The following is a 23,688-nucleotide window of genomic DNA, read 5'->3' on the forward strand; positions in this document are numbered from 1 at the left end:
GTCTGCTCCGCAGACGCGACGCGGCGTCGCTACGCGACGCGTCCCGGCGCTGCGCGCCGGAGGCCTCCGGGCTCCGCCCGAAGGGGCCAGGCACTCCGTGCCAGCCTGCCTGCCCCGCGCTCCGCGCAGGGCAGGGGCCCGACTGCTCCGCAGTCGGGCGAACAACGTAGCGGCGGCAGAGGGGGGTGCCAGACTCCCGCTGCCGCAACCGGTCCTGACGGGACGTCAACCCCGAATTATGCGTCAAAGCATATACCAGGCTAGATTCTGGGCTAACATCCCACCACCATCCCGCCGTCTGTGAATGCGTCAATTCTCAGACGGGGATACGTTACGGGCTCACGCTACCCCCCGGTACGAGACCGCCTAATATGCACGGCATCGTTATCCGAAAATGCGTCACATTCCGGCGCGGGATGGATTCTGGGATGACGGCTCGGAAGTCCTCCGATTACCGGATGGATACCGGCGTGACTCCAGTGCGAAATGCAGTCTCCTATTCTCCGAATGCGTCGACGGCACTCCGCAGGAAACTCATGGCCGCGTATACGGGATCGTGAGATCCGCGGGCGTCGCCGAGGTCAGCGAGGGCTTCACCGAACGATTCAAGAGCGTGGTCGGGGCCGGTGACGTAGCCGAGAACACCGCTGTCGCGCCGGGGGCTATCCCCGCGGGCGCGGGGAGCAGGCAGCGGTCGAAGTCGGTGAGGATCTTGACGAGGGACCATCCCCGCGGGCGCGGGGAGCAGGAATCTGGCGGGGGATGAGGACGCGTTCAATGGGGACCATCCCCGCGGGCGCGGGGAGCAGGGCCGTTTTTCACGAGTCGATTGTTCAACTCAGGGACCATCCCCGCGGGCGCGGGGAGCAGTTGCTTGCGCAGTTGGCGCCGTTCGTGTCGCAGGGACCATCCCCGCGGGCGCGGGGAGCAGGCCGACGGCCGGCTGCGGGACCTCCGGGGCCGGGGACCATCCCCGCGGGCGCGGGGAGCAGCGCCACCACTCCCTCTCGGCAGTCAGATCCTCGGGACCATCCCCGCGGGCGCGGGGAGCAGACCCGCCGGGACCCGGCGAACTGGTACCCGTCGGGACCATCCCCGCGGGCGCGGGGAGCAGACTGTGCGACCTGCGGGTGGTCATCAACTCGGTGGTGTTCCGATCTTCCGGGCAGGATCTGACCACCGCTGGGACCTACATCGAGATGGCCTCCCGGCTGACGGAGCCGATCTTGCTCGGCCTCGCGGTTCTCTCGGTCCGTGGCCGCGTCAAACGGTGAGCTGACGGGGCCCAGCCGCCCAACTCCCTAGTGTCGACGTCTTGGATACCTACCGGACGACTCTCGCTCTTGGACGCGGCGCAGCGTTGCGGAGGTTGTACTCGATGAGGCCCTCCTGGCCGACGGTGGAGGTGTAGCGCAAAGCCGCGCCGACGGACAGGCCGAACAGATCGCAGATCCGGCGAGGATCGCCTCCGGTGGCCTCGGCCTCGTGAAGGAGACGGTCCTCTCGGAGGCGGCGAGCGGGCACGCCGAGTACGTCGTTGATCCAGACGTGGCTGACCGGCTCGACACCGCAGGCCGTGGTCTGGGAGAGGAACGTACGAACTCGTTCCACTTCCCGCGTCGACCAGGCCACCTGCAGTTTCTCGCCCGCCTGATGCAATTCCCGAGGGTTGATGTACCGGGTCGTAGTGGACAGCCATTCGTGGCCCAACAGCTCCTGCACGGCCTTCAGGTCGACGCCCCGCAGGTAGAGCGAGGACGCGCAGAAGTGCCGAAGCACGTGCGGCGTCAGCCTGCCGGACCAGGTGGGCAGGAAGAGATCCACTGCGCTCTTCAGCCCCGACCGCAAGGCGTCGTCCCCGGCACGCCCGCAGAAGCCCGTCAGAGGGTCGCGGCGCTCGCTGGGGAACATTGGGGCGTCGGGGTGGGCGTAGTCGTCACCGAACTGACACCACCTGATCGGCCCCGCCAAGTAGCAGCTCACTGGAACTGCACAACGCTCGATCAACCTGCGCACACCCGCGTATGCGCAGGTCAGACAGACACCACCCCGCCCAGCTCCACACCCCGCGAGCCCCCAGGCACCGCGAACATCACCCACAGGAACTGAGAAACCCCAGCTCGCAGCCACAGCAACCACTCAGAAAAACTGGGTGACGACATCACTGGACAGCTCCGCGCACGACGGGACGACGCCCGCCGCATGCGTGCAGCCGGAAGCGGGCGCTGCACCGTCATGACCGGCGACCGGCCGCTCAGGACGGAAGGAGCTGCCGCATCTGGCCGGCCGGGCACGCCCTCCGCACCCGGGCACCCGGCCGGCGCCGGCGGGAGACGCAGCGTCCGGCCTCTTCGTCCGCCGCCCCGTGCAGCGGCTCGTGTCACCGCGCGTGGTGATGTCCGGCCGGCAACCGGCCATCGGGCCGGGGCCCCTGGGCGACGTACTCCTGTGCCCTGTGGCGCACGAGTTCCGGCAGCTCGCCCCGGGCGAGATCGGCGCACGAGGTCGTCTCCAGCACCTGCCGCAGACTGGCCCGCACCGCCCGCCACACATCCGGCAGGACCGCCGCGGCTCCCGGGTACTCCAGTCCGCCCAGACTCAGATCCCGCACCTTGGCCAACGGGCCGTCCACCGCCCGGATCACGGCCGCGAGGCTGATCTCCTCGGCGGCCGCGGCCAGCACGTACCCGCCGCCCGGGCCGCGGACACTGCGCACCAGACCAGCCATCCTCAGTGCCCGCAACACCTCGAAGAGAAACCGCACCGGGATGTCCTGACGGGCCGACATCTCCTCCGCCGTCAGCGGCCCGCCGTCGTCAGCGGCAAGCTCCGCCATGGCACGCACCGCGTAATCCGTTCTCGCCGAGATCCGCATCCGATGAATCTCTCACACCCGCTCCCCTCGCCGAAACGACTCCGGAAGTGAACCGGGCGGCTGTTGCCGGTAGTTCATGAAAATGGTGAACTACTGCGAGCCGGCCCGCACAGCCCGCGCCACCCGCGGTCTCACGAGGCCGGCCCTGGAAGCCGCGTTCCTTGGGCCCGCCCCCACCCGGCCCCGGCTCTCCGGCTGAGCTCTTCGCCCCCAACGGCGCCGGCGTCCGCCTGTCCGGACCGCCCGGCTGCCGACCCTTCGCACCGGCAGGAGGCACTATGACGTCATCCGCACCCGCGTCCGCTGCGCGAGGATCCGTGGCCGTCGTGGGGATGGGCGCGGCCGGCACTCTGGCCGCCATCCAGCTCTGCGAGGCCGCCGTCCGCCGGCGCATTCCGCTGGAACTCCTCCTGATCGACCCGGCGGCGGAAGCCGGACGCGGCCGCGCCTATGCCAGCCGGGACCCACGGCATCTCCTGAACGTGCGCGCCGGGGGCATGAGCTGCCACCCCGACGATCCCGGCCACTTCGTGCGCTGGCTGTGCCGCCACGGGCAACCCGGCATCACGGCCGAGGACTTCGTCTCCCGCTACCGCTACGGCGCCTACCTCGCCGAAACCCTCGGACAGGCCATCATCGCCGCGCACGGCACGGTGCGGATCCGCCGGCTGCGTACCCGCGTCACCGACTGCCGCTTCACCCAGCGGCACGCCGTCCTGCGGCTGGCCGACAGCACCACTGCCCGCGCGGACGGTGTCATCCTGGCCACCGGCCCCACCACTGCCTCCGCCGCCCGGCTGCCCGCCCGCCTGCCCGTCGACGGCCGCTACATCACCGACCCCTGGCTACCGGGCGCCCTCGACGCCCCGGCTGCGCCCGGACGCACCGACGACGTACTGCTCATCGGTACCGCGCTCACCGCGGTCGATGTGGCCCTGCACCTGGAAAGGGCGGGGCGCACCGTGACCGCGATCTCCCGCACCGGACGGCTGCCCCAGGCCCATCCCCTCACTTCCCTGCCCCCCGCGCCGTGCAGCGATCTTCCCCCGGACGCGGACCTGAGCCTGCCCCGGCTGCGGGCGCTGGTACACCGTCACATCAGCCGTACCCAGCGCGCCCAGGGTGACTGGCGCCCCGCCCTGGACGGACTGCGTCCGCACACCGCCCGGCTGTGGTCCTGCCTCTCCCCCGGCGACCGGGCCCAGTTCCTGCGCCAGGACGCCTCCTTGTGGAACAGCCACCGCCACCGCATGCCCCCCGCCACGGCCGAAGCCCTCTCCCGGATGCTCCGCACCCGGCGCCTGCGTACCCGGCAGGCCGAACTCGCCGACGCCCGCCCGCTCACCCCCACCCGCTGGGCCCTGACCCTCAGCGACGGGCACCGCATCACCGCCGGCTGGATCATCGACTGCACCGGGCGGAGCCTGCATCTCGCCGATACCACCGATCCCCTCTGGCACAGCCTGCACCGTCGCGGCACTGCCCAGCCCGGCCCGCTGGGCATCGGCGTCGCCACCCGCGACGGACATCTCTGCGACGAGAGCGGACGCGCACCGCACCCCGTCTGGACACTGGGCGCGCCCCGCCAGGGCGAGTTGTGGGAGACCACCGCGATCCCGGAGATCCGCAGCCAGGCAGCAGCCGTCGCCGACCGCGTACTCGCCCTGCCCGTCTTTCGGCGCACCACCACCGTGGCGACCGGCCGCACCCACCGGCGCCCCACCGACAGCGCGGGCTTCGCCCTGACGACACATTCCGCCGCCGCGGCCGCCTACCGCTCAGGGGCTGAACGCGTGCTCAGGATGCAGGCCGGTCCCGAGAATGCCTTCCGGCGCGCGGTCGCGCTCGATCCGGGCTTCGCCATGGGCCATGCCGCGCTCGCTCTGACCGGACACGAAAGCGGCGCGGACGTCGACGTTCCCGCCGCCCTCGCCCAGGCCCGCCGCTGCGCCGGCGAACGCGCCGACGAACGCGAACGCGCCTTCGTGGACATGGTGGTCCGCCGCGTCCAGAGCCGGGCCGACGACGCCGACAACGCCCTCCTGCGCTACCTCCACGCCTATCCCGGTGACCGGCTCGCTCTCGCCGTCGCCGTCCCCACCATCGCCTTCACCGGTCTGCACGACGCCCACAACGGCACCGCGCGCCGCGTGGTCGAACAGACCGCCCCCGCCCACGAGGGCCACTGGTTCCACACCTCGCTGCTCGCCTTCGTGCGCCAGGAGGAAGGCCGCTACGAGGAGGCCGGCCGGCTCGCGGAACAGGCACTGGCGGACCAGCCCCGCTCCGGTCACGCCATGCACGCGCTCGCCCACGTCCACTACGAGCAGGGCGACCACACGACCGGCCGCGACCGCCTCGACACCTGGCTCATCGGCCCCGGCCGCACCGCCACCCACCGCGCCCACTTCTCCTGGCACGCGGCTCTGCACGAACTCGCTCTCCACGACACCACGGCCTTGCGCCGCCGATGGGTGACCCAGCTGGCACCCGCCAAAGTCACCGGAGTGCGCGCGCTCGTCGATTCCGCCTCCCTGCTGTGGCGGGCACAACTGGCCGGCTCCTGGCACGGGCCCCTTCCCATCATCGACGTCATGAACACCGTCACCCCCGCCACACTCGAACAGCCCCCGACCGCCTTCACCGCCCTGCACGCGGCCATCGCCCACACTGCGGCCCGCGACCTGCCGGCCCTACGGCGGCTGCGTACGCACACCCAGACCGCCGACCCGGTGCAACGCGACGTCATCGCGCCCCTGTGCACGGCGCTCGAACACGTCGTAGAGGAAGCCTGGCCCCAGGCCGCCCGGCAGCTCGCCCGTCTCCTCCCCTGTCTCCCTGCCGTCGGCGGCAGCAAGGCCCAGCTCGAGATCGTCGAGGACACCCTGCTCCACGCACTGATATCAGCAGGGCGGCACGACCTCGCCCGGCAGCGTCTCCGACAGCGCCTCGACCGCCGTCCCTCCCCCCGCGACCATCAACTCCTCACCGCGCTCCCCGCATGTCAGGAGACGGACACCGCACCACGTCCCACCGCGCACTCCTGACGGACCGCCATCGCGCTCACCGCCATCACTTCGCGAGCGGACCGACGGCTGTGAAACGATCGCTCACACCAGCCCGCCAACACTGACCGTCGCAGTGGAGGACCCAGCGTGGACAAACGAACCCCCTCACGCAAACTCGTCATCGCACCCAGCGACACCCCCTGGCACGGCAGTGTCTACCGCACCAACCAGGGCAATGAACGACGCGACTACCGCAACCTCACCGAACTCATCAACGCCCTTACCCACCTCACCGGTTGGCCCCGGCCCGCAGACACCGATTCCTAATGGAGATGTCAAGCGGACAGTGTGACGGGCGGTATGGGGTCGTAGCACCGTCCGTCACGCAGGAGAGCCCACAGAACGTTGACCCTGCGGCGGGCGAGGGCCATGACGGCTTGGCTGTGGCCCGTTTGCCTTCGGCGCGCTTGCGGTCGTAGAAACGGCGGGATTCGTCGCAGCAGCGGATGCTGATCAACGCAGAGGTGTAGAAGACGCGTTGAAGACGCCGACTGTAGCGGGTAGGACGGTGGAGGTTGCCGCTCACCTTCCCGGAGTCCCGGGGCACCGGGGAGACGCCGGCAAAGGCGGCCAGCCTGTCCGCGCTGGCGAAAGCGCTGAGGTCTCCGCCGGTGGCGGCCAGGAACTCGGCGCCCAGCAGGACGCCGATGCCGGGCATGCTCGTGATCACTTCTGCGTTGTGGTGGCGGCGAAACCGGCCCTCGATGAGCTTGTCGGTCTCCATGATCTTCTCGTTGAGGGCCATCACCTCCCCGGCCACGGAGCGCACGACGTGGGCGGTCATGTCCTCACCGGGGACGCTGGTGTGCTGTCCCTCTGCGGCCTGGACGGCCTTGGCGGCGAGTTCGTCGGCGCCGCGGACCTTCCGGTTGCGCAGCCAAGTGGCGAGACGCCGCCGGCCGGTGCGACGGATGGCGGCGGGGGTCTGGTAACCGGTCAGCAGTACCAGGGGGCCGACGTTGCCCAGGTCGAGTTCGCGCTCCAGGCCGGGGAAGATCTCGGTGAGGTGGCCACGGAGCCGGTTGACGGTCCGGGTGCGGTCGTCGCTGAGGTCACGGCGGTGCCGGGTGAGGACTTTCAGCTCGGACACCAGCTCGTCGCCGGGCCGCAGGGGCGTGAGGTCGCGCCGGATGCGGGTCTGGTCGGCGATGACCGCGGCGTCCTTGGCATCGGTCTTGCCGTCACCCCGGTAGCCCTCGGAGGCGCGGTTGACCGCTCGTCCGGGGATGTAGAGGAGCTGCTGGCCGTGGTTGAGCAGGACCGCGATGACCAGGGCGGCCCCACCGTCTGCCAGGTCGATGCCCCAGACCGCTTCATCGCCCAGATCGAGAACGTCCCCGAGGAGCTTGAACAGGTCGCCCTCCTCGTTAGCGACCCGCCGGGACAGCAGCCGCTTGCCGGTGTCGTCGATCACCACGCAGTGGTGATGGGTCTTCCCGGCGTCGATGCCGGCCCAGATCGCTGTCACTCGCTTCTCCGCAGGTCGTATTCGTACAGGTACCACGGACGACCTCGCTGTCGAGTCCCTACTGAGCGATCAGTGCCGCAATTCCTAATGAGCAGCCGAGTCGTCGTGGGGCGCCGGGCGGCGAATCGGAAGAAGCCACAACCGCGGCAGACGACTGAAATCCACACCCGGCACCCCTGGGTGAGCCAACCCTACGAATGGCTCGCTCAGCCCGATCAACAACGTAGGGACGACTGACGGGCGACGGCCGACGGATCGCCGGCCGCTCCTACCGGCATGTCAACCACTTCGACAAGATCGTCCTGGTCGACTCGGGGACCGCCGGGGGGTACCGGCTCACCCTGCACGCATGGTGTCCTCCCTACAGCGAGAAGGAGCTGTGCGACGAGCTGATCCACGACCACCGCTTCAGCTTCTGGTCGACCATCCTGACCGGCCGTCCGGTCTCGCAGAACTTCGCCCGCCACGAAGGCACCGGACCCGTCGGCCAGGACGGCGGTGCGGTGGCCAGGCTGCGGCGGTACCGCTACAACCCGGAGAAGGCAGGGGAATCCACCCAGGCCAACTTCTACCGCTTCGTCGATGAGGCGGCGCTGGAGATGACCGGTGAGACGGTCGAGGAGGAGGGCAGCGCTTACCACCTGGAGTACCACCGCATCCACCGGGTGGTGCTGCCCATGGAGTCGATGACGTGCACGCTGGTGCCGCGCGGCCCGCGGGAGCGCGACTTCTCCAACGTCTACAACACCGCCTACCCCTCGACCGACACCCAGTCGGCGAACGTGATGTTCACCCCCGACGAGGTGGCGGACAGACTGCGTTCCATCCGTCGGGCTCTGCTCGGCCGCCCCGGTGCCCGCCCCTGACCGGGTACGGCTCCGAGCGGCCGGGCCCGGCGGCTCCGCCCGTCGGCTCTTCCTTTCTTCCTTCATCGCGCATGAAGCGCCCACTTGCTGCCGTCGACGGGCGTCGTTCCGGGCAGGGCGATGAGTTCGGGCTTGAACAGCGGTGGTGCGCTCATCGCAGGCTCCCAGGTCGCCAGCTTCTCGTCCTGCGGGACCTCCACCCGCCGGCCCTCGGCGAGATCGGCGACCACCTTCAGCAGCAACCGGACACCGAGCGGCGCCAGATGCTCGCGCCACAGGGTCTGCGCGGTCGCCCCCGGCGGCACGAAGAGGTGCTCCTGGGCGGCGAGCGGGCCGGCGTCGGTGTGTTCGGTGAGGTGGTAGACGCTCCCGCCCGTCACCTTGTCCCGGTCGCGGATCGTCCACCGGATCGCGTCCCGGCCGCGGTGCAGGGGCAGTAGGCTGGGGTGGTAGCCGATGGTGGCGATGGCAGCCCTGGCCCGCGTTCGGCGGCCGAGGAAGGCGTGGGAATGCGCGGCGACGATGATGTCCACTCCGTCGGGGACATGCATCGCGCGCAGTTCGGCCGAATCCGTCCACGGGATGTCCCTGGGATACGCCCAGGAACGCAGGCGGTCCCAGGACAACGCGTTGCTCTCGTCGGACTGCCCGTCGCGCAGCCGGGGGGCGGCCACGCCGAGTATCTTGTGGCCTTCGTCCAGCAGAGCCTCCGCGACCTGGACCGCGAACGCCCCTCGTCCTGAGATGTAAATGTTCATCACTCGCGCTTCCTGCGGTCGTCAGGTGTCTGGTGCGTCAGTAGGAGTGATGCGTCGGCGTTTCCGCCGCCGCGGCGCAGTGCTTCTCGACGTGGTCGAGGGCGCTGTCACGGTCCGGGGAGGAGTGAATGACCCGCCAGCCTTTCGGCACATCCAGGTACGGCCGCCACAGGGCGTACTGCCGGGCGGCGTTGACCACGACCAGCCAGTCGGCATCACCGCCGACGAAGGGGTTGCCACTCATACGTCGTCCTCTTTCAGTCCGGAGTGATCGGGCCAGAAACGCATCGGCAGCGTGGAGAAGCCGGTCAGGAAGTTGGAACGGATACGCAGCGGTTCGCCGGTCTGCTCGAATCGGGTGGTGAAGTCCCGAAGCGCGATCAACAGCTCGGAGATCTCCACCTTCGCCAGGTACGAGCCGACGCAGAAGTGCGGGCCGTAGCCGAATGCCATGTGCTTGTTGGGGGCGCGGCCGAGGTCGAACTCCTCGGGGCGCTCAAACGCGCGTTCGTCCCGGTTGCCGGAGGCGTGCCAGAGCGTGACGACATCGCCCCGCCGCAGCCGCACCCCGCGCAGTTCGGTGTCGTGGACGACACTGCGCCCGAAGTGCATCGTGGGTGACGCCCAGCGCAGCACCTCCTCCACCGCGGTCTCGACGGCGACCTCACCCTGCTTGAACCGCCGCCACTGTTCGGGGCGGGACGCGAGCGTGTGCACACAGTCGATCATCGTGAGCCGGCTGGTCTCGTCGCCGCCGATGATCAGGCTGTAGCAGTTCAGCACGATGTCCTCGTCGGACAGGGGCACCCCGTCGACGGAGCTGTCGGCCAGCATGCTGATCACGTCGTCGCCCGGAGTCTCACGCCGCTCCTCGACCAGGTCCATGAAGTACATCAGGATCTCGTTGCGGGCCATCTCGGAGCCGACGTCGTCGATGTTCTCGTCGTCGGTCGACAGCGCGTTCTTGGTCAGGGTGAGAAGGAAGTCCCGGTCCTCCTCGGGTACGCCGAGCAGGTTCGAGATCGTGGTCATCGGGATCCGGCCTGCGATCTGCTCGGCGAAGTCGCAGCCTCCGGACACGGCCGCCTCGCGCATCAGCCGCCGGGTGTTGTCCCGCACCGTCCGCGCGACCTCGCTGAGCACGCGCGGGGAGAGGACCCGCTGGAACATCTTGCGCAGCTCGTGGTGGCGGGTCCCGTCGGTGACGGCCAGCATCCGGCCGGCACCGGCGTCCCCGCCGTCCAGCAGGGTGACGAGCACGTTGCCGCGCTCGGAGGTGAAGTTCGTGTTGTCGCGGTAGACGGCCGTGATGTCGTCGTAGCGGGACAGCACCCAGAACCCGCGGCGGCCGTCGGCCGGGGGGTTCCAGTGCACCGGGGCGGTGTCCCGCAGGGTGCGCCAGAACCTGTCGAGGCCGTGGGCCGTGAACGTGCTCGGATCAGCGAGATCCACGGTGTCCAGTGCCGGCATGCGCACGGTCACCAGTCCGTACGCCAGAACCGGCGTGGCCGGAAGGGGTAGGTGGGCAGCGGCACGCGGTGGCTGGTCTCTCCCGCATGCAGGGAGGCGAGGTCCACCTGCCGGCCGTCGACCCAGGCCGCGGCCAGCTCGGACAGCGCGTCCACGTCCGCCCCGGGCCGTGCCGTCTCCGTGCCGGTGCGGGAGGAGGAATCGACGGCCGCCCGCTGGGCGGTCCCGGTGGCCAGGCCGCCCGCGGAGCCCTCGGACAGCGCCGCGATCAGCTCCGCACGGCTGCGGACGACGGCAGCCCACCGGCGGGACATCACCTTGCGGCCCAGGTTGAGGCTGAAGCAGATGTCGTCCAGGCGCAGGTGCGGGTTGGTCTCCAGCCAGTCCTTCAGCCTCGTCCGCTGACGGGCCAGTGCGTCATCGTCCAGGGCGGACAGCGTGGCCAGCCGTGGCCTGCCGTGCTCCTCGGGAGTCCGTTTCGCGGCCGTCGGCGGCTCTTCCAGCACCAGGTGGGCGTTGTAGCCGCCACCGCCGATCGAGGTGATGCCCGCCCGCCGGATCCCGGACTCCGGCTCCCAGTCCGCCGTCTCCAGCTGCGGCACGAACGGGGTGCTGGGGAAGTCCAGGTCCTCGTTGACCTCCACCAGGTTGATCGTCGCCGCCAGCTTCCTGTGGTAGAGGGCCATGATGGCCTTCATGGCGCCGAAGCCTCCTGACACCACGCCGCCATGGCCCACGTTGCCCTTGACCCCGCCGATCGAGGCGGTGCCTGCCTGCTTGCCGAACGCCATGCTCGCCGCGTGCACTTCGAGCTCGTCGGTCATCGGCATACCGAGACCGTTGGCTTCGTACATGGACACGGTGTCCGCAGTGACGCCACCGACCTCCATGGCGTTGGCGATGCATGCGCTCAGCCGCTCCGGCTGTGCCAGACCGTAGGCCATCGCGCTGACGCCGTTGTTGTTGACGGCCGACCCCTTGACCACGGCGTAGACATGGTCGCGATCGGTGACGGCCTGCGCCAGCGGCTTGAGCAGCAGGGTGACGACGCCGCTGGACAGCGCGGTGCCGGTGCCGTGGGCGTCGAACGGACGGCAGTGGCCGTCCTTGGACAGGATGCGGTTCTCCTCCCACAGATGACCGCGGGGGTGCGGCAGACGGACCATCGCGCCACCGGCGATCGCCATGTCGGTCTGGCCGAGCAGCAGTGACTGGCAGGCGAGGTGCACCGCGTAGTGGAATCCGGCGCAGACGGCGGCGATGGTGACGGCTTCGCCGGTCAGCCCCATGTAGTAGAGCGCGTTGGAGGTCATGGTGTCCGGCGACCACGCCAGGCTGGCTTCGATCGCCTCAGGACCGACCGACACCCGGTCCGGCGGGGAGCTGTAGAGCGCGGCGGTCTGCGGGTTGTTGGCGCCGTAGACGCCGACCTCGCCCGTGACCCGGTCCGGGTCGTAGCCGCCGTCCTCAAACGCTTCCCATGCGCTCTCCAGGAACAGCCGGTTCTCGGGGGTCATCGCGGCCGCCGTCCGGTCGCTGATGCCGAACACCGAGGGATCGAATTTGTCGTAGGTGTCGAGCACACCGCAGGCCCGTACGTAGAACGGGCTGTGGATCAGGGTCTCGTCGACGTGGATGTCGTCCTTGGCCAGGAACGACACCGATTCCCTGCCGTGCACGAGATTGTCCCAGAACTGTTCCTTGGTGCGGGCTCCGGGTGAGCGGAGGGACATGCCGATGACCGCCACGTCACCTGTGTCGTAGTCCTGCTCGGGGCTGTCGGTCATGGAAAGGCTCCTGCGTCGGATCGAGTGGGGGTGGCTCAGCCGCCGTCGGAAGCGCCGCGGCCCCGCAGCGCGGTGCGGCGGGCGTTGGCACGGCGGCGCGCCGACTGGACCACTTCGGGGGTGGCCCCGCTCTCCTCGTCGAGCCAGCGGGCGAGGGAGGAGATGTCACGGAAGCTGAAGAGGTCGGGCACGCGCACCCGGCGGTCGAACCGCCGGGTCATCAGCCTGGCCAGCCGGACGAGCAGCAGCGAGTCGCCACCGAGGTCGTAGAAGGCGGCCCGGACGTCGATGCCCGCCGGTTCGAGGCCGAGCAACTGGCCCCAGATTTCCGACAGGGCCACCTCGGTCGCCGTGCCGGCCGCCGTCAGGGGCCCCGTCGTCGCTGTGCCGGCGGCCGGCGGTTCGGGGAGTGCGGCGCGGTCGAGCTTGCCGCCCGGTCCCAGCGGAAGCGCGTCCAGGAACACAATCGTCGCCGGCACCATGTGGTCGGGCAGCCCGGCGGCGAGCTTGCCGGTGATGGCGCTCTGCAGGACGGCGTCCCGCCGGACGCCGCCCTGCGGGTGGCCGCCCCGGGGGGGGTGGCCGCCCTCCTGCACGACGTAGCCGATGAGCCTGTTGCCCACCACTGCGGCGGCGGCCTCCCTGACTTCGGGGCAGCCGGTCAGCCGGGCCTCGACCTCTTCCAGCTCGATGCGGTAACCCCGCAGCTTGACCTGGCGGTCGGTGCGGCCGCCGAACCGGAGTTCACCGTCGGCGGTGAACTTGGCCAGGTCACCGGTGCGGTACATGCGTTCGCCGTCACGAAACGGATCGGGCACGAACCGTTCGGCCGTGATGCGCGGGCGGTTGACGTAGCCGTGGGCGAGGCCGGCACCACCCAGGTAGAGCTCCCCGTACTCACCGGGTGGCAGTTGCTTCAGGTTCTCGTCGAGCACATAGACACGTGCGCCGGCCGACGGCGGGCCGATCGTCGGTTCCGCGGCGCTGTCCCGCGGCACCGGCCCGAACGAGCAGAAGACCGTGCCCTCGGTGGGGCCGTAGGCGTTGAAGACCCGGTCGGCGCCGGTCTGCCGGTACGCACGGTCCACCAGTTTCCGGCGCAGTGCCTCGCCGCCGAAGACGATCGTGCGCACGTTGGGCGGGAGGACTCCGGCATCGAGCAGGCCGTTCATCACCGACGGGACCACGTTGAGGTGGGTGATCCTGTCGGCGTAGCGGCTCTCCGGCAGGTGGACGGCGCTCTCCACCAGTACGACGGCACCACCACGGCACAGGGCGCCGAAGATCTCCATCACGGACATGTCGAAGCAGACCGAGCTCGCCGCCGACACACCGCTCAGGTCACAGCCGGCGAAGAGCCGGTCCATCTCGGCCAGCATGGCGACGCAACCGCTGTGCCGGATCGCCACACCCTTCGGCGTGCCCGTGGATCCCGACGTGTAGATGACGTACGCGGTGTCGCCGGGTACCACCGGCTCGGGCTTCGCGCCCGGCTCGGTCCTCACGGTGTCCCCCAGCACGACCGTCGTCGGGCCGGGCGAGCAGTGGGCACGCGACGCGGGCGTGGTCACCAGCAGCTGGACCCGGCTGTCCCGGACCATGAAGTCCAGCCGGCCGGCCGGGTACTTGGGGTCCAGCGGTACATAGCAGGAGCCCGCGCGCAGGGCTGCCAGGATGCCGACGAGCAGGTCGGGCGTGCGCTCGACGCAGACGCCGACCGGGACGCCGGGGCCCGCGCCCTGGGTGACGAGGTGTTCGGCCAGCACGCGGGACCGCTCGTTCAGCTCGTCGTAGGTCAGGACACCGGCGTCGGCGTAGACCGCGGGCGCGCTCGGGTTCTTGACCGCTTGCTCGATGAACGCGGAGTGCAGGGTTTCGGTCACTGGTCCGTCTCCTAGAGGAGGCCGCTCGGCGCGATGCCTTCAAGTGCCAGGTCGGGTTGGGCGATCGATTCGAAGAGCACGGTGTGGAAGAGCCCGAGCAGTGCCGTCACCGTCTCCTCCCGCAGGTAGCTGGGTTTGTACTGAACGTGGCCGACCACTTCGCCGTCGATGTCCGCCATCGATATCTCCAGGTCGAACTTGGCCAGGTGCCTGCGTACCGGAAGCGGTTCCAGGGGCAGGGAGCTGCTGGGCGCGATGGTGCCGCCCCTGCCGTGGAAGAGCCGGACGGAGCGGGGGAACGCGTCCGAGGACAGCCAGTTCACCACCACGTCGAACCACGGTGAGCGGCCCTCCGCCCTGGGCGGCTTCAGGGCGGAGGCCAACAGGTCGAGAGGGTAGTTCATGTGCTCGAGCAGGCCGAGCGAGAAGGCGTGGACCTCACCCAACAGGTCCCGGAAACTGCGGTCACCGGCCGGTCTGGCCCGCACCAGCACCGTGTTCAGGTAGTAGCCGATGGCTGATTCCCGGCCGGGTTCGGTGCGTTGGGCGATAGCGGTGGCCAGTACGGAGTCCTCGGTTCCGGCCGCGCGGTTGAGTGTGGCGAAAAAGCCCGCGAGTACGACGGTGCTGATCGACATGCCCTCCTGGACTGCGAACTCCCTGAGGACACGGGCGTCTTCGGCGTTCCAGCGGAAGGCGAGGTCGCGGCCCTCGTAGGTGACGCCGGGAGGCCGCACCTCCGGGGAGAGGTCGAGGTGGGCGGGTGGGTCGGCCAACTTCTCCGACCACCAGGCCAGCGCCGTGTCGGCCGCCGGACCGGCCAGCCACTGCCGCTCCCACTCGACGAACTCCGTGTACGGGGCGGCCGGCGCGCTGTCCGCGGGGTCCGCGCCCTCGTAGTACTCCTGAAGTTCGCGGATCATCACGTCGGCCGACGCCGCGTCCGACGCGATGTGGTGCACGAGGATCAGCAGGTAGTGGTCCGCCGGTCCGCGCGTCATCAGCACCACCCGCACGAGCGGCCCATTGTCCAGGTCGAGCGGCCGGTGCCCGTACTCGGCAAGGTCCTCGCGGGCTTGTTCGTCGTCACGGTCGGTGCTGTCCACCACGACGAACTCGTACAGCGGTTCATCCAGAACGACCTGGTAGGGCCGGCCGCCGGCCTCGACGAAGAGGGTGCGCAGCGCGGGGTGGCGCTCCATCACGGCCGCTACGGCGCGGTCGAGGGCCTTTTCGTCGACCGTGGTCCGGATCCGGGCGGCCACCATGAAGTTGTAGGGCACGGCGTCCGGGGCGACCATCTGCATGAACCACAGCGAGGCCTGGCCGTGCGAGACCGGTGCCAGCCGGAAACCGAGGCCGTCGGCGCGCAGCTGGTCCGAGGCCGGCGCGTCGGTGGGATCCAGCAGACCGCGTGCGGCCAGTTCGTCCACCAGTTCCTCGGCGTCCAGCTCGGACAGGTCATCGGGCAAGGCCGTGGCCGGTGCGGCCGGGACCACGGGCGTGGCCGCCGCCGTCCGCGGCGGCCGGGAGGCCGGGTCCGGCGGCGTACCGGTGGTGGCGGCCGGCCGGCCGACGCTCTCCACGACGTGGGCGACGACCTCGGGCAGGGTCCGGCCGTCCAGGAAGGTCACCAGCGACAGCCGCTTGCCGAACAGCGACTGCAGCCTGTTGACGAGGCGGATCGCCAGCATCGAGTCGAGGCCGAAATCGCGCAGGCTGGTGCCTTCGTCGAACCTGCTCGCCGGCACGCCCAGGGCGTCGGCGATCTCGCCCAGGACGATGTCCTCCAGCGGCCTGTTCTCCACGGTCCCGGCAGCGGGTTCGGCGGCCACGGTCGCGACGGCGGACTCGGCGGCCGTGTCGGCGGCCGGCGCTGGCGCCGCGGTGGGGTGAGGGCCGCTGTCCAGCCAGTAGCGGTCCTTCTGCCACTGCACGAGCGGGGTTTCCACGACCTCGACGTCATCGGCGAACAGTGAGTCGAAGGTCGTCGGGAAGCCCCTGACGTACAGGGAGGCGACGGCTTCCAGCAGGCAGCGGAGGTCGTTCTCACCGCGCCGCAGAGAGCTGACCGCGTGCATCGGGGCGCCACGGGTCAGCGCGATCTCCTCGACCGCACCGCGTAGCGTCTCGTGGGGGCCGATCTCGATGAAGGTGCTGACACCGTCCTCGACCAGGGCGTCGACCGCCTCGGCGAACCGCACCTGGTTGCGCAGGTTGTGCACCCAGTAGTCGACGTCGACGACCGGGTTCACCGTGTCGGCCAGTGCCGTGGAACGGAATTCGATGGTGCCCGTCAGAGGCACGATGCCGTCGATGCGTGCGCGCAGCGGCTGGAGCAACGGATCCATGCCGGGGCTGTGCACCGGGCGTTCGACGCGGATTCTCCGGGTCGAGACCTTGGCCCGCCGAAGGTCGGCCTCCAGGGCTCTGACGGCGTCAGGCGAGCCGGAGACCGCGGCGCTGGTCGGGCTGTTCACCACGGCGATGGCCGCGTGCTCGGCGTACGTGGCGATCTTCGGCAGCAGTTCCTGCTCCGGCAGGTCGACCGAGATCATGGCGCCGGCGGCCGCTTTCCGTTCGAGCAGGTGTGACCGGGCGACCACGACGCGGGCGGCGTCCTCCAGCGACAGCGCGCCGGCGACACAAGCGGCCGCGACCTCGCCCAGGCTGTGTCCGACGACGGCGGCCGGCTGGACACCGAGTCCGAGCCAGACGTGGGCCAGCGACACCTGCAGAGCGAACAGAACAGGCTGCTGGAAGTCCATCTCCTCGAACCTGGCCTCCTCGGCGGGGGCTGCGAGTTCGTCCAGTACGGAACAGCCGCCTGCCGCGCGTACGGCGGCGTCGCAGGCATGCATCCAGCCGCGAAAGCCGGGATGCGAGCGCATGAGTTCCCGGCCCATGCCGACCCATTGCGTTCCGCCGCCGGAGAACACCAGCGCCACCCGCCGGTCGCCGTTGCCCGTGGCCGTGCTCGTGACGACATCGGGGTGCGGCCGGCCGGCCGCGAACTGGGCGAGCCCGTCGAGGACTTCCTGACGGTTGCGGGCGAACAGCGCGATCCGCCGGCTGTGGTGGGTGCGTCTGGTCGCGAGCGTGTAGGCGAGGTCGGAAACCCGCAGGCAAGGGTCTCGTTCGATCTGATTGGACAGCTCGCGGCAGGTGTCGGCCAGCGCTTCCGCCGTGCGGGCGGTGACGGGTACGAGGTGCACCTGTTCGCCGGGCGCGGTGTCGCCCTGGCTCGGTGTGAGGTGGCGTCCCCGGTCGCCCGCGGTGAACGGGCTGGGCGTGACGGAGAGGCCGGCGGTGTACAGCGCGCCCAGTGAGCCGAGCAGGGTGGAGGCTTCGTCCGCGCCACGGCGCATGGACGGCAGGGTGGTTGCCGTCAGGATCTCCGACACGGACTTCAGCAGCACGGGGTGCGGACTGATCTCGATCACCACGTCGATGTCGTGGTGGTCCAGGGTCGTCAGGGCGTCGACCACCCGGATCTCCTGGCGCAGGTTGTCCGCCCAGTAGTCCGGCCCGAGTTCTGCTCCGTCGACGAGTTCGCCGGTGACCGTCGAGATCATGGGGACACGCGTGGTCCGGGGCCTCAGGCCGGCCAGTTCGGCCCGCAGCGGGGCGAGGACGTGGTCGACCAGCGGCGAGTGCGGTGCGTGGCCCATCCGTACCCGGTGGTTCGTGATGCCCTCGTCCGTGAGCTGCCGGGTGAGTTCCTCGATCTCCTGCGGTGTGCCGGTGACCAGGGTGGAGTGCAGGCCGTTGCGGCCGGAGAGCGTGAGCCGGCCGGCCAGATACGGCGTGACGGCATCCGCGCCGGTCATGACCACCATGCCGTCGCCGTGCCCGACGGCCAGCTGCTGCAGGAGCCTGCCGTGGTGGGCGGCCAGCCGGGAGGCGTCCTCGAAGTCGAGCGCGCCGGCGATGTGGGAGGCGGCGAACTCCCCGACGCTCTGTCCCACAACGACGTCCGGCTCCACGCCCAGCGAGCGCCATGCGTCGGCCAGAGCGACCTGCAAGGAGAACAGCAACGGCTGGAAGACGTCCATGTCGTCGATACGGCCGTCCGGCGCCAGCAGTTGCTCGACGAGCGAGAAGCCCAGCAGTTCACGCATGCGCTGGTCGGACCTCATCATGGACCGCCGGAAGACGGGCATACCGGCCAGCAGCTGCCTGCCCATGCCCGGCCACTGGGAGCCGTTGCCCGAGAACAGGAATGCCACCCGCGGCTTGCGTGCGGTGATCTCCCCGGCGCTCAGGCCAGCGGATGCCGTCGCGGTGGTGAAGTGGTCGAGCTGTGCCCTGAGTTCGCTCATGTCGCGGGCGGTGGCGGCGAGCCGGAACCTGCCGTCGCCGGGTGTCCGGCTGCATACCGCCCGCAGGTCCTCCTCCTCGCGCAGCGCCCGGGCCCGCTCGGCCAGCGCCTTCTGCGAGTCCGCGGCCAGCAGCACGAGGGAGCTCTGGGGGCGCGGCAGCTCCTCGACGGCCACATGGCAGATCGCGCCGCCGAATCCGAACGAGCTGACGCCGCCGCGGCGCGCGCCGGACCTGCGCGGCCACGCCGTCAGCCGGTCCTGGACGGTGAGGTTGTACTCATCGAACATGATCTGCGGGTTCGGGGCGGTGTAGTGCAGGCTCGGCGGAAGCACCCCGTTGCGGATCGACAGGGCGAGTTTGACGAGGCCGACGATGCCGGCCGCCGCTTCCAGGTGCCCGACGTTGGACTTCACGGACCCCAGGCGCAGCGGCTCGGCGCGGTTTCGGCCCAGGACGGCGCCGATCGCGTTGGTCTCGATCGGATCGCCCAACGGCGTCGCGGAGCCGTGGCACTCGATGTAGTCCACGAGGGAGGGTTCGATGCCGGCCCGCTGGTACGCGGTGCGGAGCATCTTCTCCTGGGCCTGCGGGTTCGGCGCGGTCATGCCGTTGCTCAGGCCGTCGTTGAGGGAGGAGCTGCCCTTGATCAGGCAGTACACGGGAAGATCACGTTCGAGCGCCACGCTCAGGGGAGCGAGTACGACGACTCCGGCGCCCTCACCACGGACGTAACCGTCGGCACGGGCGTCGAACGACTTGCAGCGGCCGTCCGGGGCGAGCGCGCCCATCGCGTCCATGGCGGTGTAGTAGTCGGAGACGAAGCTCAGGTTCACGCCGCCGGCCAGCACCAGCTCGCTCTCGCCCATCCAGATCGACTGGCATCCCACGTGCACCGAGACCAGCGATCCGGCACAGGCCGCGTCGATGGCCATGCTCGGTCCCTGCAGGCCGAGGATGTAGGAGACGCGGTTGGCGATGATGCCGTCGTGCATGCCGGTCGCGGTGTGCGGGGTGATCTGGCTGTCGGGGCCTCGGTAGTGTGCCAGTGCCGCGTAGTCGCCCCAGCAGGAGGCCATGAACACGCCGGTGTCGCTGTCGACGAGGCTGTGGGGCGCGACACCTGCGTCCTCCAGTGCCTCCCAGGCGAGTTCCAGGATCAGTCGCTGTTGAGGGTCCATCTGGACGGCTTCACGGGGCGAGATGCCGAAGAACAGCGGATCGAACTGGTCGATGCCGTCGATGAACCCGCCCCACCGCACCTTGCCGTTCAGGAGTTCGCGTCGTCCGGCCGGCACCGGGCCGACAGCGTCGCGGCCCTCGGTCAGCAGTTGCCAGAACGAGGAGGGGTCCGGTCCACCGGGGAATCGGCAGCCGATGCCCACGATCGCGACGGGCTCGTGCGATGCCGTACGGCGAGCACGGCCCGGCGCGGCGGTCTGTGCGGCCTGCGGACCATCGGCGAGTGCGCGGGCCAGCTCATCGATGGTCGGGTACCGCCACATCAGGGTGACCGGAACTTTCCAACCGAGGAATTCGGACAATGAGGTGGCGAGGATCGTCATTTTCAACGACTCCAGGCCGAACTCGTGCATCGGTGTCCAGCGGTCCACCGCATTCTCAGGCACGTCCATCAAACCGGCGACACGGGAAAGCAAGAAATCTGTTATGGCGTGCGCATCTCGCGCTGCGTGCTCTTGGGGCATTCTTCGGCTCCTGGGCAGGGCGGATGAAACAGGCTGACCGTGTCGATCGGCCGGCTGGTCAAGGGCGCGGGAACTCCGTCAGCCGTGTCACTGAGGGGGCGAGGGCCGCGGAGCACGCGGGGCCGGTCTGCTGGAACACGGCCGGGCCGTGCTTCTTGCATGCGGAGTCGGCATTCAGAGAACTGGTCGTGGGACGGGCCGAGGCCCGCGCCTCGCCGGGCAGGCGGCCTCACCCCGGACGAGGGATGCCCTTGGAAGAACTCGTGCTTGCACCGCGACTGAACCCCCGTCAAGTCATCATGGTGAAACAGACCGGGTCTGCTTCGTGATCGCCGCCGGCAGCCCGGCCGCCGCCATGCTTCGTCAGCCTTCTGGCCAGGTCTGTGCGTGACCTCATCGCTTTCGGCGAAGCACACGCGGAACTCTTCGTCCACCACAGCCAATGCCGACGGGCATCAATGGCAATGACCGTAAGACGCTTCGCACCTCAGGGCAACACAGTGCATCCTTGTTCAACACAAGCCGCTTCCGGCCCGTCACCGGCTTCTTGTACAGGTAACCTGTTCCGCCACCCCGGTCACACGAGCCGGTACGGCCCGCCGCCCCGCAGGAAGTCCCTCGCGACTCCGCGGGCCGCGGAGGCATGCGGGCGGAGCCCGTCTGGACAGCCGGTGAGCGCCACTGCGAGGCTGCTCCGCATGAAAATCATGAACCGTCGGCCGACGTCGGCCGGCGTCCGTTTCCTGGCGGCGGGCAGCGGACGGATGGAACTCACTTCACCACGGCGGCAGGGCCCGGTTGACGCCGGCACCGCGTTGTCCAGGCATTTCATGCGCCGTCCCGCCGCCGTGCCACCCGGCGCCCCGGCAGCGGCCGTGGACGAAGCACCGGCCCGATTAGGGCTCGGCCGCCCCCCCCTTCGGACGCCGGCCGCCGGCCGAGCGCTCCGGGGCGGGCCGGGCGCCCTGCTTTCCGGCGCCGGTGGCGGCACACACGTACGCCCCACGCACCACCGGTTCGCCGGTGGCGCCTTGTCGGGGTGTGGCGCATGACCAGTACTCAGGTCGTGCCGGAGAAGAAGGTGGGACTGGCCCTCGGAGTGCTTGCTGGAGCGCTCGCACTGGATGTGAGTGGTCTTGGGGTGCTCAATGCCGCCCTGCCGTCCGTCGGAGCCCGTTTCGACCTGGACGACACCACGCTTCAGTGGGTCATGATCGCCTATGCGGTGACGTTCGCGGGGTTCCTGCTGGTAGGCGGCCGGCTGGCCGATGTGTTCGGCCGTCGGCGGGTGTTCGAGATAGGGGTGGCCCTGTTCACCGGGGCCGCGCTGGTCGGTGCCGTCGCGCCGGACATCGGGGTGCTGCTCGGTGCGCGAGCGGTGCAGGGCATCGGTGCGGCCATGTCGGGCCCGGCCGCACTGGCACTGCTGACCGAGGTGTTTCCGGCGGGTGCGGCCCGCAACCGGGCACTCAGCGTGTACGCGGCGGTCGGCGCGGCGAGCTTCAGCGGCGGGGTGCTGCTGGGCGGCGTGCTGACCCAGTTCCTCGGCTGGCGCTCGGTGTTGTGGTTCTCGGTGGTGGTGGGGGCGGCCGTGCTGGCACCCACGCGCGCCGGGCTGCCCGGTGGGGCCGGACGCGGTGGCAGGCTGGACCTGCCCGGGGCGATCTCGGGCACGATCGGACTCACTTTGCTGGTCGTGGGCGCGAGCAGCAGCGGCGCGTTGGCCTGGGGGGCATTGGGTGCCGCGATGGTGTTCCTGCTGCTCTTCGTCGTGCGCGAGCAGCGCACCGCCGATCCGGTGCTGCCTCTCGGCCTCTTCCGGGTCACGTCCGTGCGGGCGGCGAGCCTGGCGGCGTTCCTCCAGTACATGGGTTCGGTCGGGATGCTGTTCTTCGCGCCGCTGTATCTGCAGGGGATGCTGGACTACTCGCCGCTCGAGTCGGGTCTCGCGCTGGTGCCGATGTCGGCGGGCGTTTTCCTCACCGCCAACTTCGTCACCGGCCGTCTGCTCGCCAGGTATCCGCTGCATGCCCTGATGGCTGTCGGGCTGGTCCTGATCGGCGGGGGCACAGCGCTGTGGATGACCACACCGCACCAGGGCAGTTATGTGCTGCATGTGCTTCCCGGCCTGGTGATCAGCGGCATCGGGCAAGGGCTGAACTTCCCGTCGATGACGTCCGCCACGCTCAGCGGCGTGGAGCCGGAACGGCACGCGGTCGCCGGAGCGGTGAATGTCGTGGCACAACAGATCGGTGCCAGCGTCGGGGTCGCGCTCATGGTCCTGGTGGCAGCGACCAGCGACGATCGCCTCACCGGCTACCACCTCGCCTATCTCGCGGCCGGCGTCGGCTGCGCGCTCGGTGCGCTGGCCATCGGTCTGACGGGCCGTCGGACGCGTACGGTCTGAGACGTCCGCAGGTCGACCGGGTGGGCAAGGGGCGACGGCGTCGACCGCCTGGTGGGGGGAATGCCGGCCGGTGTAGGGCCGGGTGGGCCGCTCTTCCGGCTCCCTTCACTCCCCGGCCGCTTTCCCTTCCCCCCGCCCAGGTTCCGGGCTCCAGCGGAAACCGTGGACCTGGTCGATGACCATGGACTCTATGTCCATCCGCGGATCCAGCTCCCGCAGAAAGGAGTGGATCCTGTCCTCGTCGTCCACCAGGACGATCAGAAGGGGCAGCCTGTCGGACACGCTGAGGATGCGCTCGGTGTGAATGGAGCCGCCCGCTCCGTATCCCTCCACCCCCCGCAGGACGCTCGCGCTTCTCAGACCGTGCCGGTGTGCTTTGCGGACGATCTCGCTGAACAGCGGTCTGTGCCGCCACAGCGTGCCGTTGAAGACGGTGACGGTGAGCCGGCAGGCAGGAACGAGGTGGCCCGGCACGTTCACGTGGTCCGCAGTTCCGGGGGCAGGTGGTCCCAGAGGTTGACGTGCGCGATCCTCCACCTTCCGGCCTTCCATTCGATGGCGTTGATCCCGCAGTTGTAGAGCTTGAAGCAGACCACGTCGGTCTCCAGCACCGTCCGTAACAGCGTCTTGATCAGACCGCCGTGGGTGACGGCGAGGACGGGAGCGGCACTCTCCTCCGCCAGGTCCGCCAGCTCGGTCAGCGCCTCACCCGCCTGTTTCCGGAACGCCAGGTACCGCTCGGACAGCGGAGCCTGGGGCCAGGGGGCGAACGGAGCGGCGGCGCTGGGCAGTTCGGAGACCACGTGGAAGGCAGCCTCGGCCAGTGAGGGCTGTGTCCGCACGGGCAGCCCCAGAGCACTGGCCAGATGGCCGGCCGTCTGTTGTGCCCGCAGCAGCGGACTGGCGCGCAGCACCCCCGCCTCGAACCGTGAGGTCCGGTCCAGTGCCGGGTGCCGCGCACACCACCCGGCCAGCCGCCGCGCCTGGCTGTGGCCGAGCGGGCTCAGAGTCGTGTCCCAGTCCTCGCTCGGCTGAAGCTGCCACAACGACTGGCCGTGCCGCACCAGAAAGATCTTCACG

At 70.0% G+C, this 23,688-nt stretch carries 14 protein-coding genes, 1 pseudogene and 1 CRISPR repeat array; of the genes and pseudogenes, 4 read left to right on the forward strand and 11 right to left on the reverse strand.

Annotation, left to right across the window (positions count from 1 at the left end; genetic code table 11):
• Positions 1–658 precede the first annotated feature (658 nt).
• Positions 659–1,114: a CRISPR direct-repeat array (repeat unit 29 nt; unit sequence GGGACCATCCCCGCGGGCGCGGGGAGCAG).
• A 209-nt stretch (positions 1,115–1,323) separates the two neighbouring features.
• Both ACFXI4_RS32925 and ACFXI4_RS32930 read right to left on the reverse strand, forming a co-directional pair.
• Positions 1,324–1,824: a tyrosine-type recombinase/integrase gene (locus tag ACFXI4_RS32925; RefSeq protein ID WP_384997770.1), complete on the reverse strand. Its 501-nt coding sequence runs from the start codon at positions 1,822–1,824 to the stop codon at positions 1,324–1,326.
• Positions 1,825–2,380: 556 nt separating this feature from the next.
• The gene (locus tag ACFXI4_RS32930) at positions 2,381–2,875 is read right to left on the reverse strand and encodes an RrF2 family transcriptional regulator (protein WP_384997772.1); all 495 of its coding nucleotides are present in this window, start codon (positions 2,873–2,875) and stop codon (positions 2,381–2,383) included.
• Between the two features lie 317 nt (positions 2,876–3,192).
• Between ACFXI4_RS32930 and ACFXI4_RS32935 the strand changes: the two genes are divergently transcribed.
• Both ACFXI4_RS32935 and ACFXI4_RS32940 read left to right on the forward strand, forming a co-directional pair.
• The gene (locus tag ACFXI4_RS32935; RefSeq protein WP_384997774.1) at positions 3,193–5,922 is read left to right on the forward strand and encodes an FAD/NAD(P)-binding protein; all 2,730 of its coding nucleotides are present in this window, start codon (positions 3,193–3,195) and stop codon (positions 5,920–5,922) included.
• 108 nt (positions 5,923–6,030) lie between these two features.
• Positions 6,031–6,210 carry a hypothetical protein gene (locus tag ACFXI4_RS32940; RefSeq protein WP_384997776.1) on the forward strand — a complete coding sequence of 60 codons (180 nt, stop codon included), beginning with the start codon at positions 6,031–6,033 and terminating at the stop codon, positions 6,208–6,210.
• Between the two features lie 8 nt (positions 6,211–6,218).
• Here ACFXI4_RS32940 and ACFXI4_RS32945 read toward each other — a convergent pair.
• Positions 6,219–7,411, reverse strand: a pseudogene (locus tag ACFXI4_RS32945) (IS110 family transposase).
• A gap of 503 nt (positions 7,412–7,914) precedes the next feature.
• Here ACFXI4_RS32945 and ACFXI4_RS32950 point away from each other — a divergent pair.
• Positions 7,915–8,277, forward strand: coding sequence for a hypothetical protein (locus ACFXI4_RS32950; protein ID WP_384997778.1), 363 nt, complete (start codon positions 7,915–7,917; stop codon positions 8,275–8,277).
• A gap of 62 nt (positions 8,278–8,339) precedes the next feature.
• Here ACFXI4_RS32950 and ACFXI4_RS32955 read toward each other — a convergent pair whose 3' ends face one another.
• From ACFXI4_RS32955 to ACFXI4_RS32980, 6 genes are read right to left on the reverse strand one after another with little or no spacing between them, the layout of a single operon-like run.
• Entirely contained in the window at positions 8,340–9,035 is a 696-nt protein-coding gene (locus ACFXI4_RS32955; RefSeq protein WP_384997780.1) for a formyltransferase family protein, read from the reverse strand.
• A 37-nt stretch (positions 9,036–9,072) separates the two neighbouring features.
• Complete coding sequence (locus ACFXI4_RS32960) at positions 9,073–9,279, reverse strand: MbtH family NRPS accessory protein (protein ID WP_384997781.1); 207 nt, start codon at positions 9,277–9,279, stop codon at positions 9,073–9,075.
• Complete coding sequence (locus ACFXI4_RS32965) at positions 9,276–10,517, reverse strand: cytochrome P450 (RefSeq protein ID WP_384997783.1); 1,242 nt, start codon at positions 10,515–10,517, stop codon at positions 9,276–9,278. Before ACFXI4_RS32965 ends, ACFXI4_RS32960 begins: the two co-directional genes overlap by 4 nt.
• On the reverse strand, positions 10,514–12,292 hold the full coding sequence (locus ACFXI4_RS32970; RefSeq protein WP_384997785.1) for a beta-ketoacyl synthase N-terminal-like domain-containing protein: 1,779 nt from the start codon (positions 12,290–12,292) through the stop codon (positions 10,514–10,516). The genes ACFXI4_RS32965 and ACFXI4_RS32970 overlap by 4 nt, the downstream gene beginning before the upstream one ends.
• A gap of 35 nt (positions 12,293–12,327) precedes the next feature.
• On the reverse strand, positions 12,328–14,175 hold the full coding sequence (locus ACFXI4_RS32975) for an amino acid adenylation domain-containing protein (RefSeq protein WP_384997787.1): 1,848 nt from the start codon (positions 14,173–14,175) through the stop codon (positions 12,328–12,330).
• Positions 14,176–14,186: 11 nt separating this feature from the next.
• Positions 14,187–20,201, reverse strand: a complete 6,015-nt coding sequence (locus tag ACFXI4_RS32980) for an acyltransferase domain-containing protein (RefSeq protein ID WP_384997789.1) — start codon at positions 20,199–20,201, stop codon at positions 14,187–14,189.
• A 1,066-nt stretch (positions 20,202–21,267) separates the two neighbouring features.
• Here ACFXI4_RS32980 and ACFXI4_RS32985 point away from each other — a divergent pair.
• The gene (locus ACFXI4_RS32985) at positions 21,268–22,608 is read left to right on the forward strand and encodes an MFS transporter (RefSeq protein ID WP_384997791.1); all 1,341 of its coding nucleotides are present in this window, start codon (positions 21,268–21,270) and stop codon (positions 22,606–22,608) included.
• A gap of 105 nt (positions 22,609–22,713) precedes the next feature.
• Here ACFXI4_RS32985 and ACFXI4_RS32990 read toward each other — a convergent pair whose 3' ends face one another.
• Entirely contained in the window at positions 22,714–23,082 is a 369-nt protein-coding gene (locus tag ACFXI4_RS32990; protein WP_384997793.1) for a DUF190 domain-containing protein, read from the reverse strand.
• A 2-nt stretch (positions 23,083–23,084) separates the two neighbouring features.
• Entirely contained in the window at positions 23,085–23,687 is a 603-nt protein-coding gene (locus ACFXI4_RS32995) for a histidine phosphatase family protein (RefSeq protein ID WP_384997795.1), read from the reverse strand.
• Between the last annotated feature and the right edge of the window lies 1 nt (position 23,688).

Origin of the sequence: Streptomyces sp. NPDC059224 (assembly GCF_042754285.1) — a bacterium.
GTDB lineage: Bacteria > Actinomycetota > Actinomycetes > Streptomycetales > Streptomycetaceae > Streptomyces.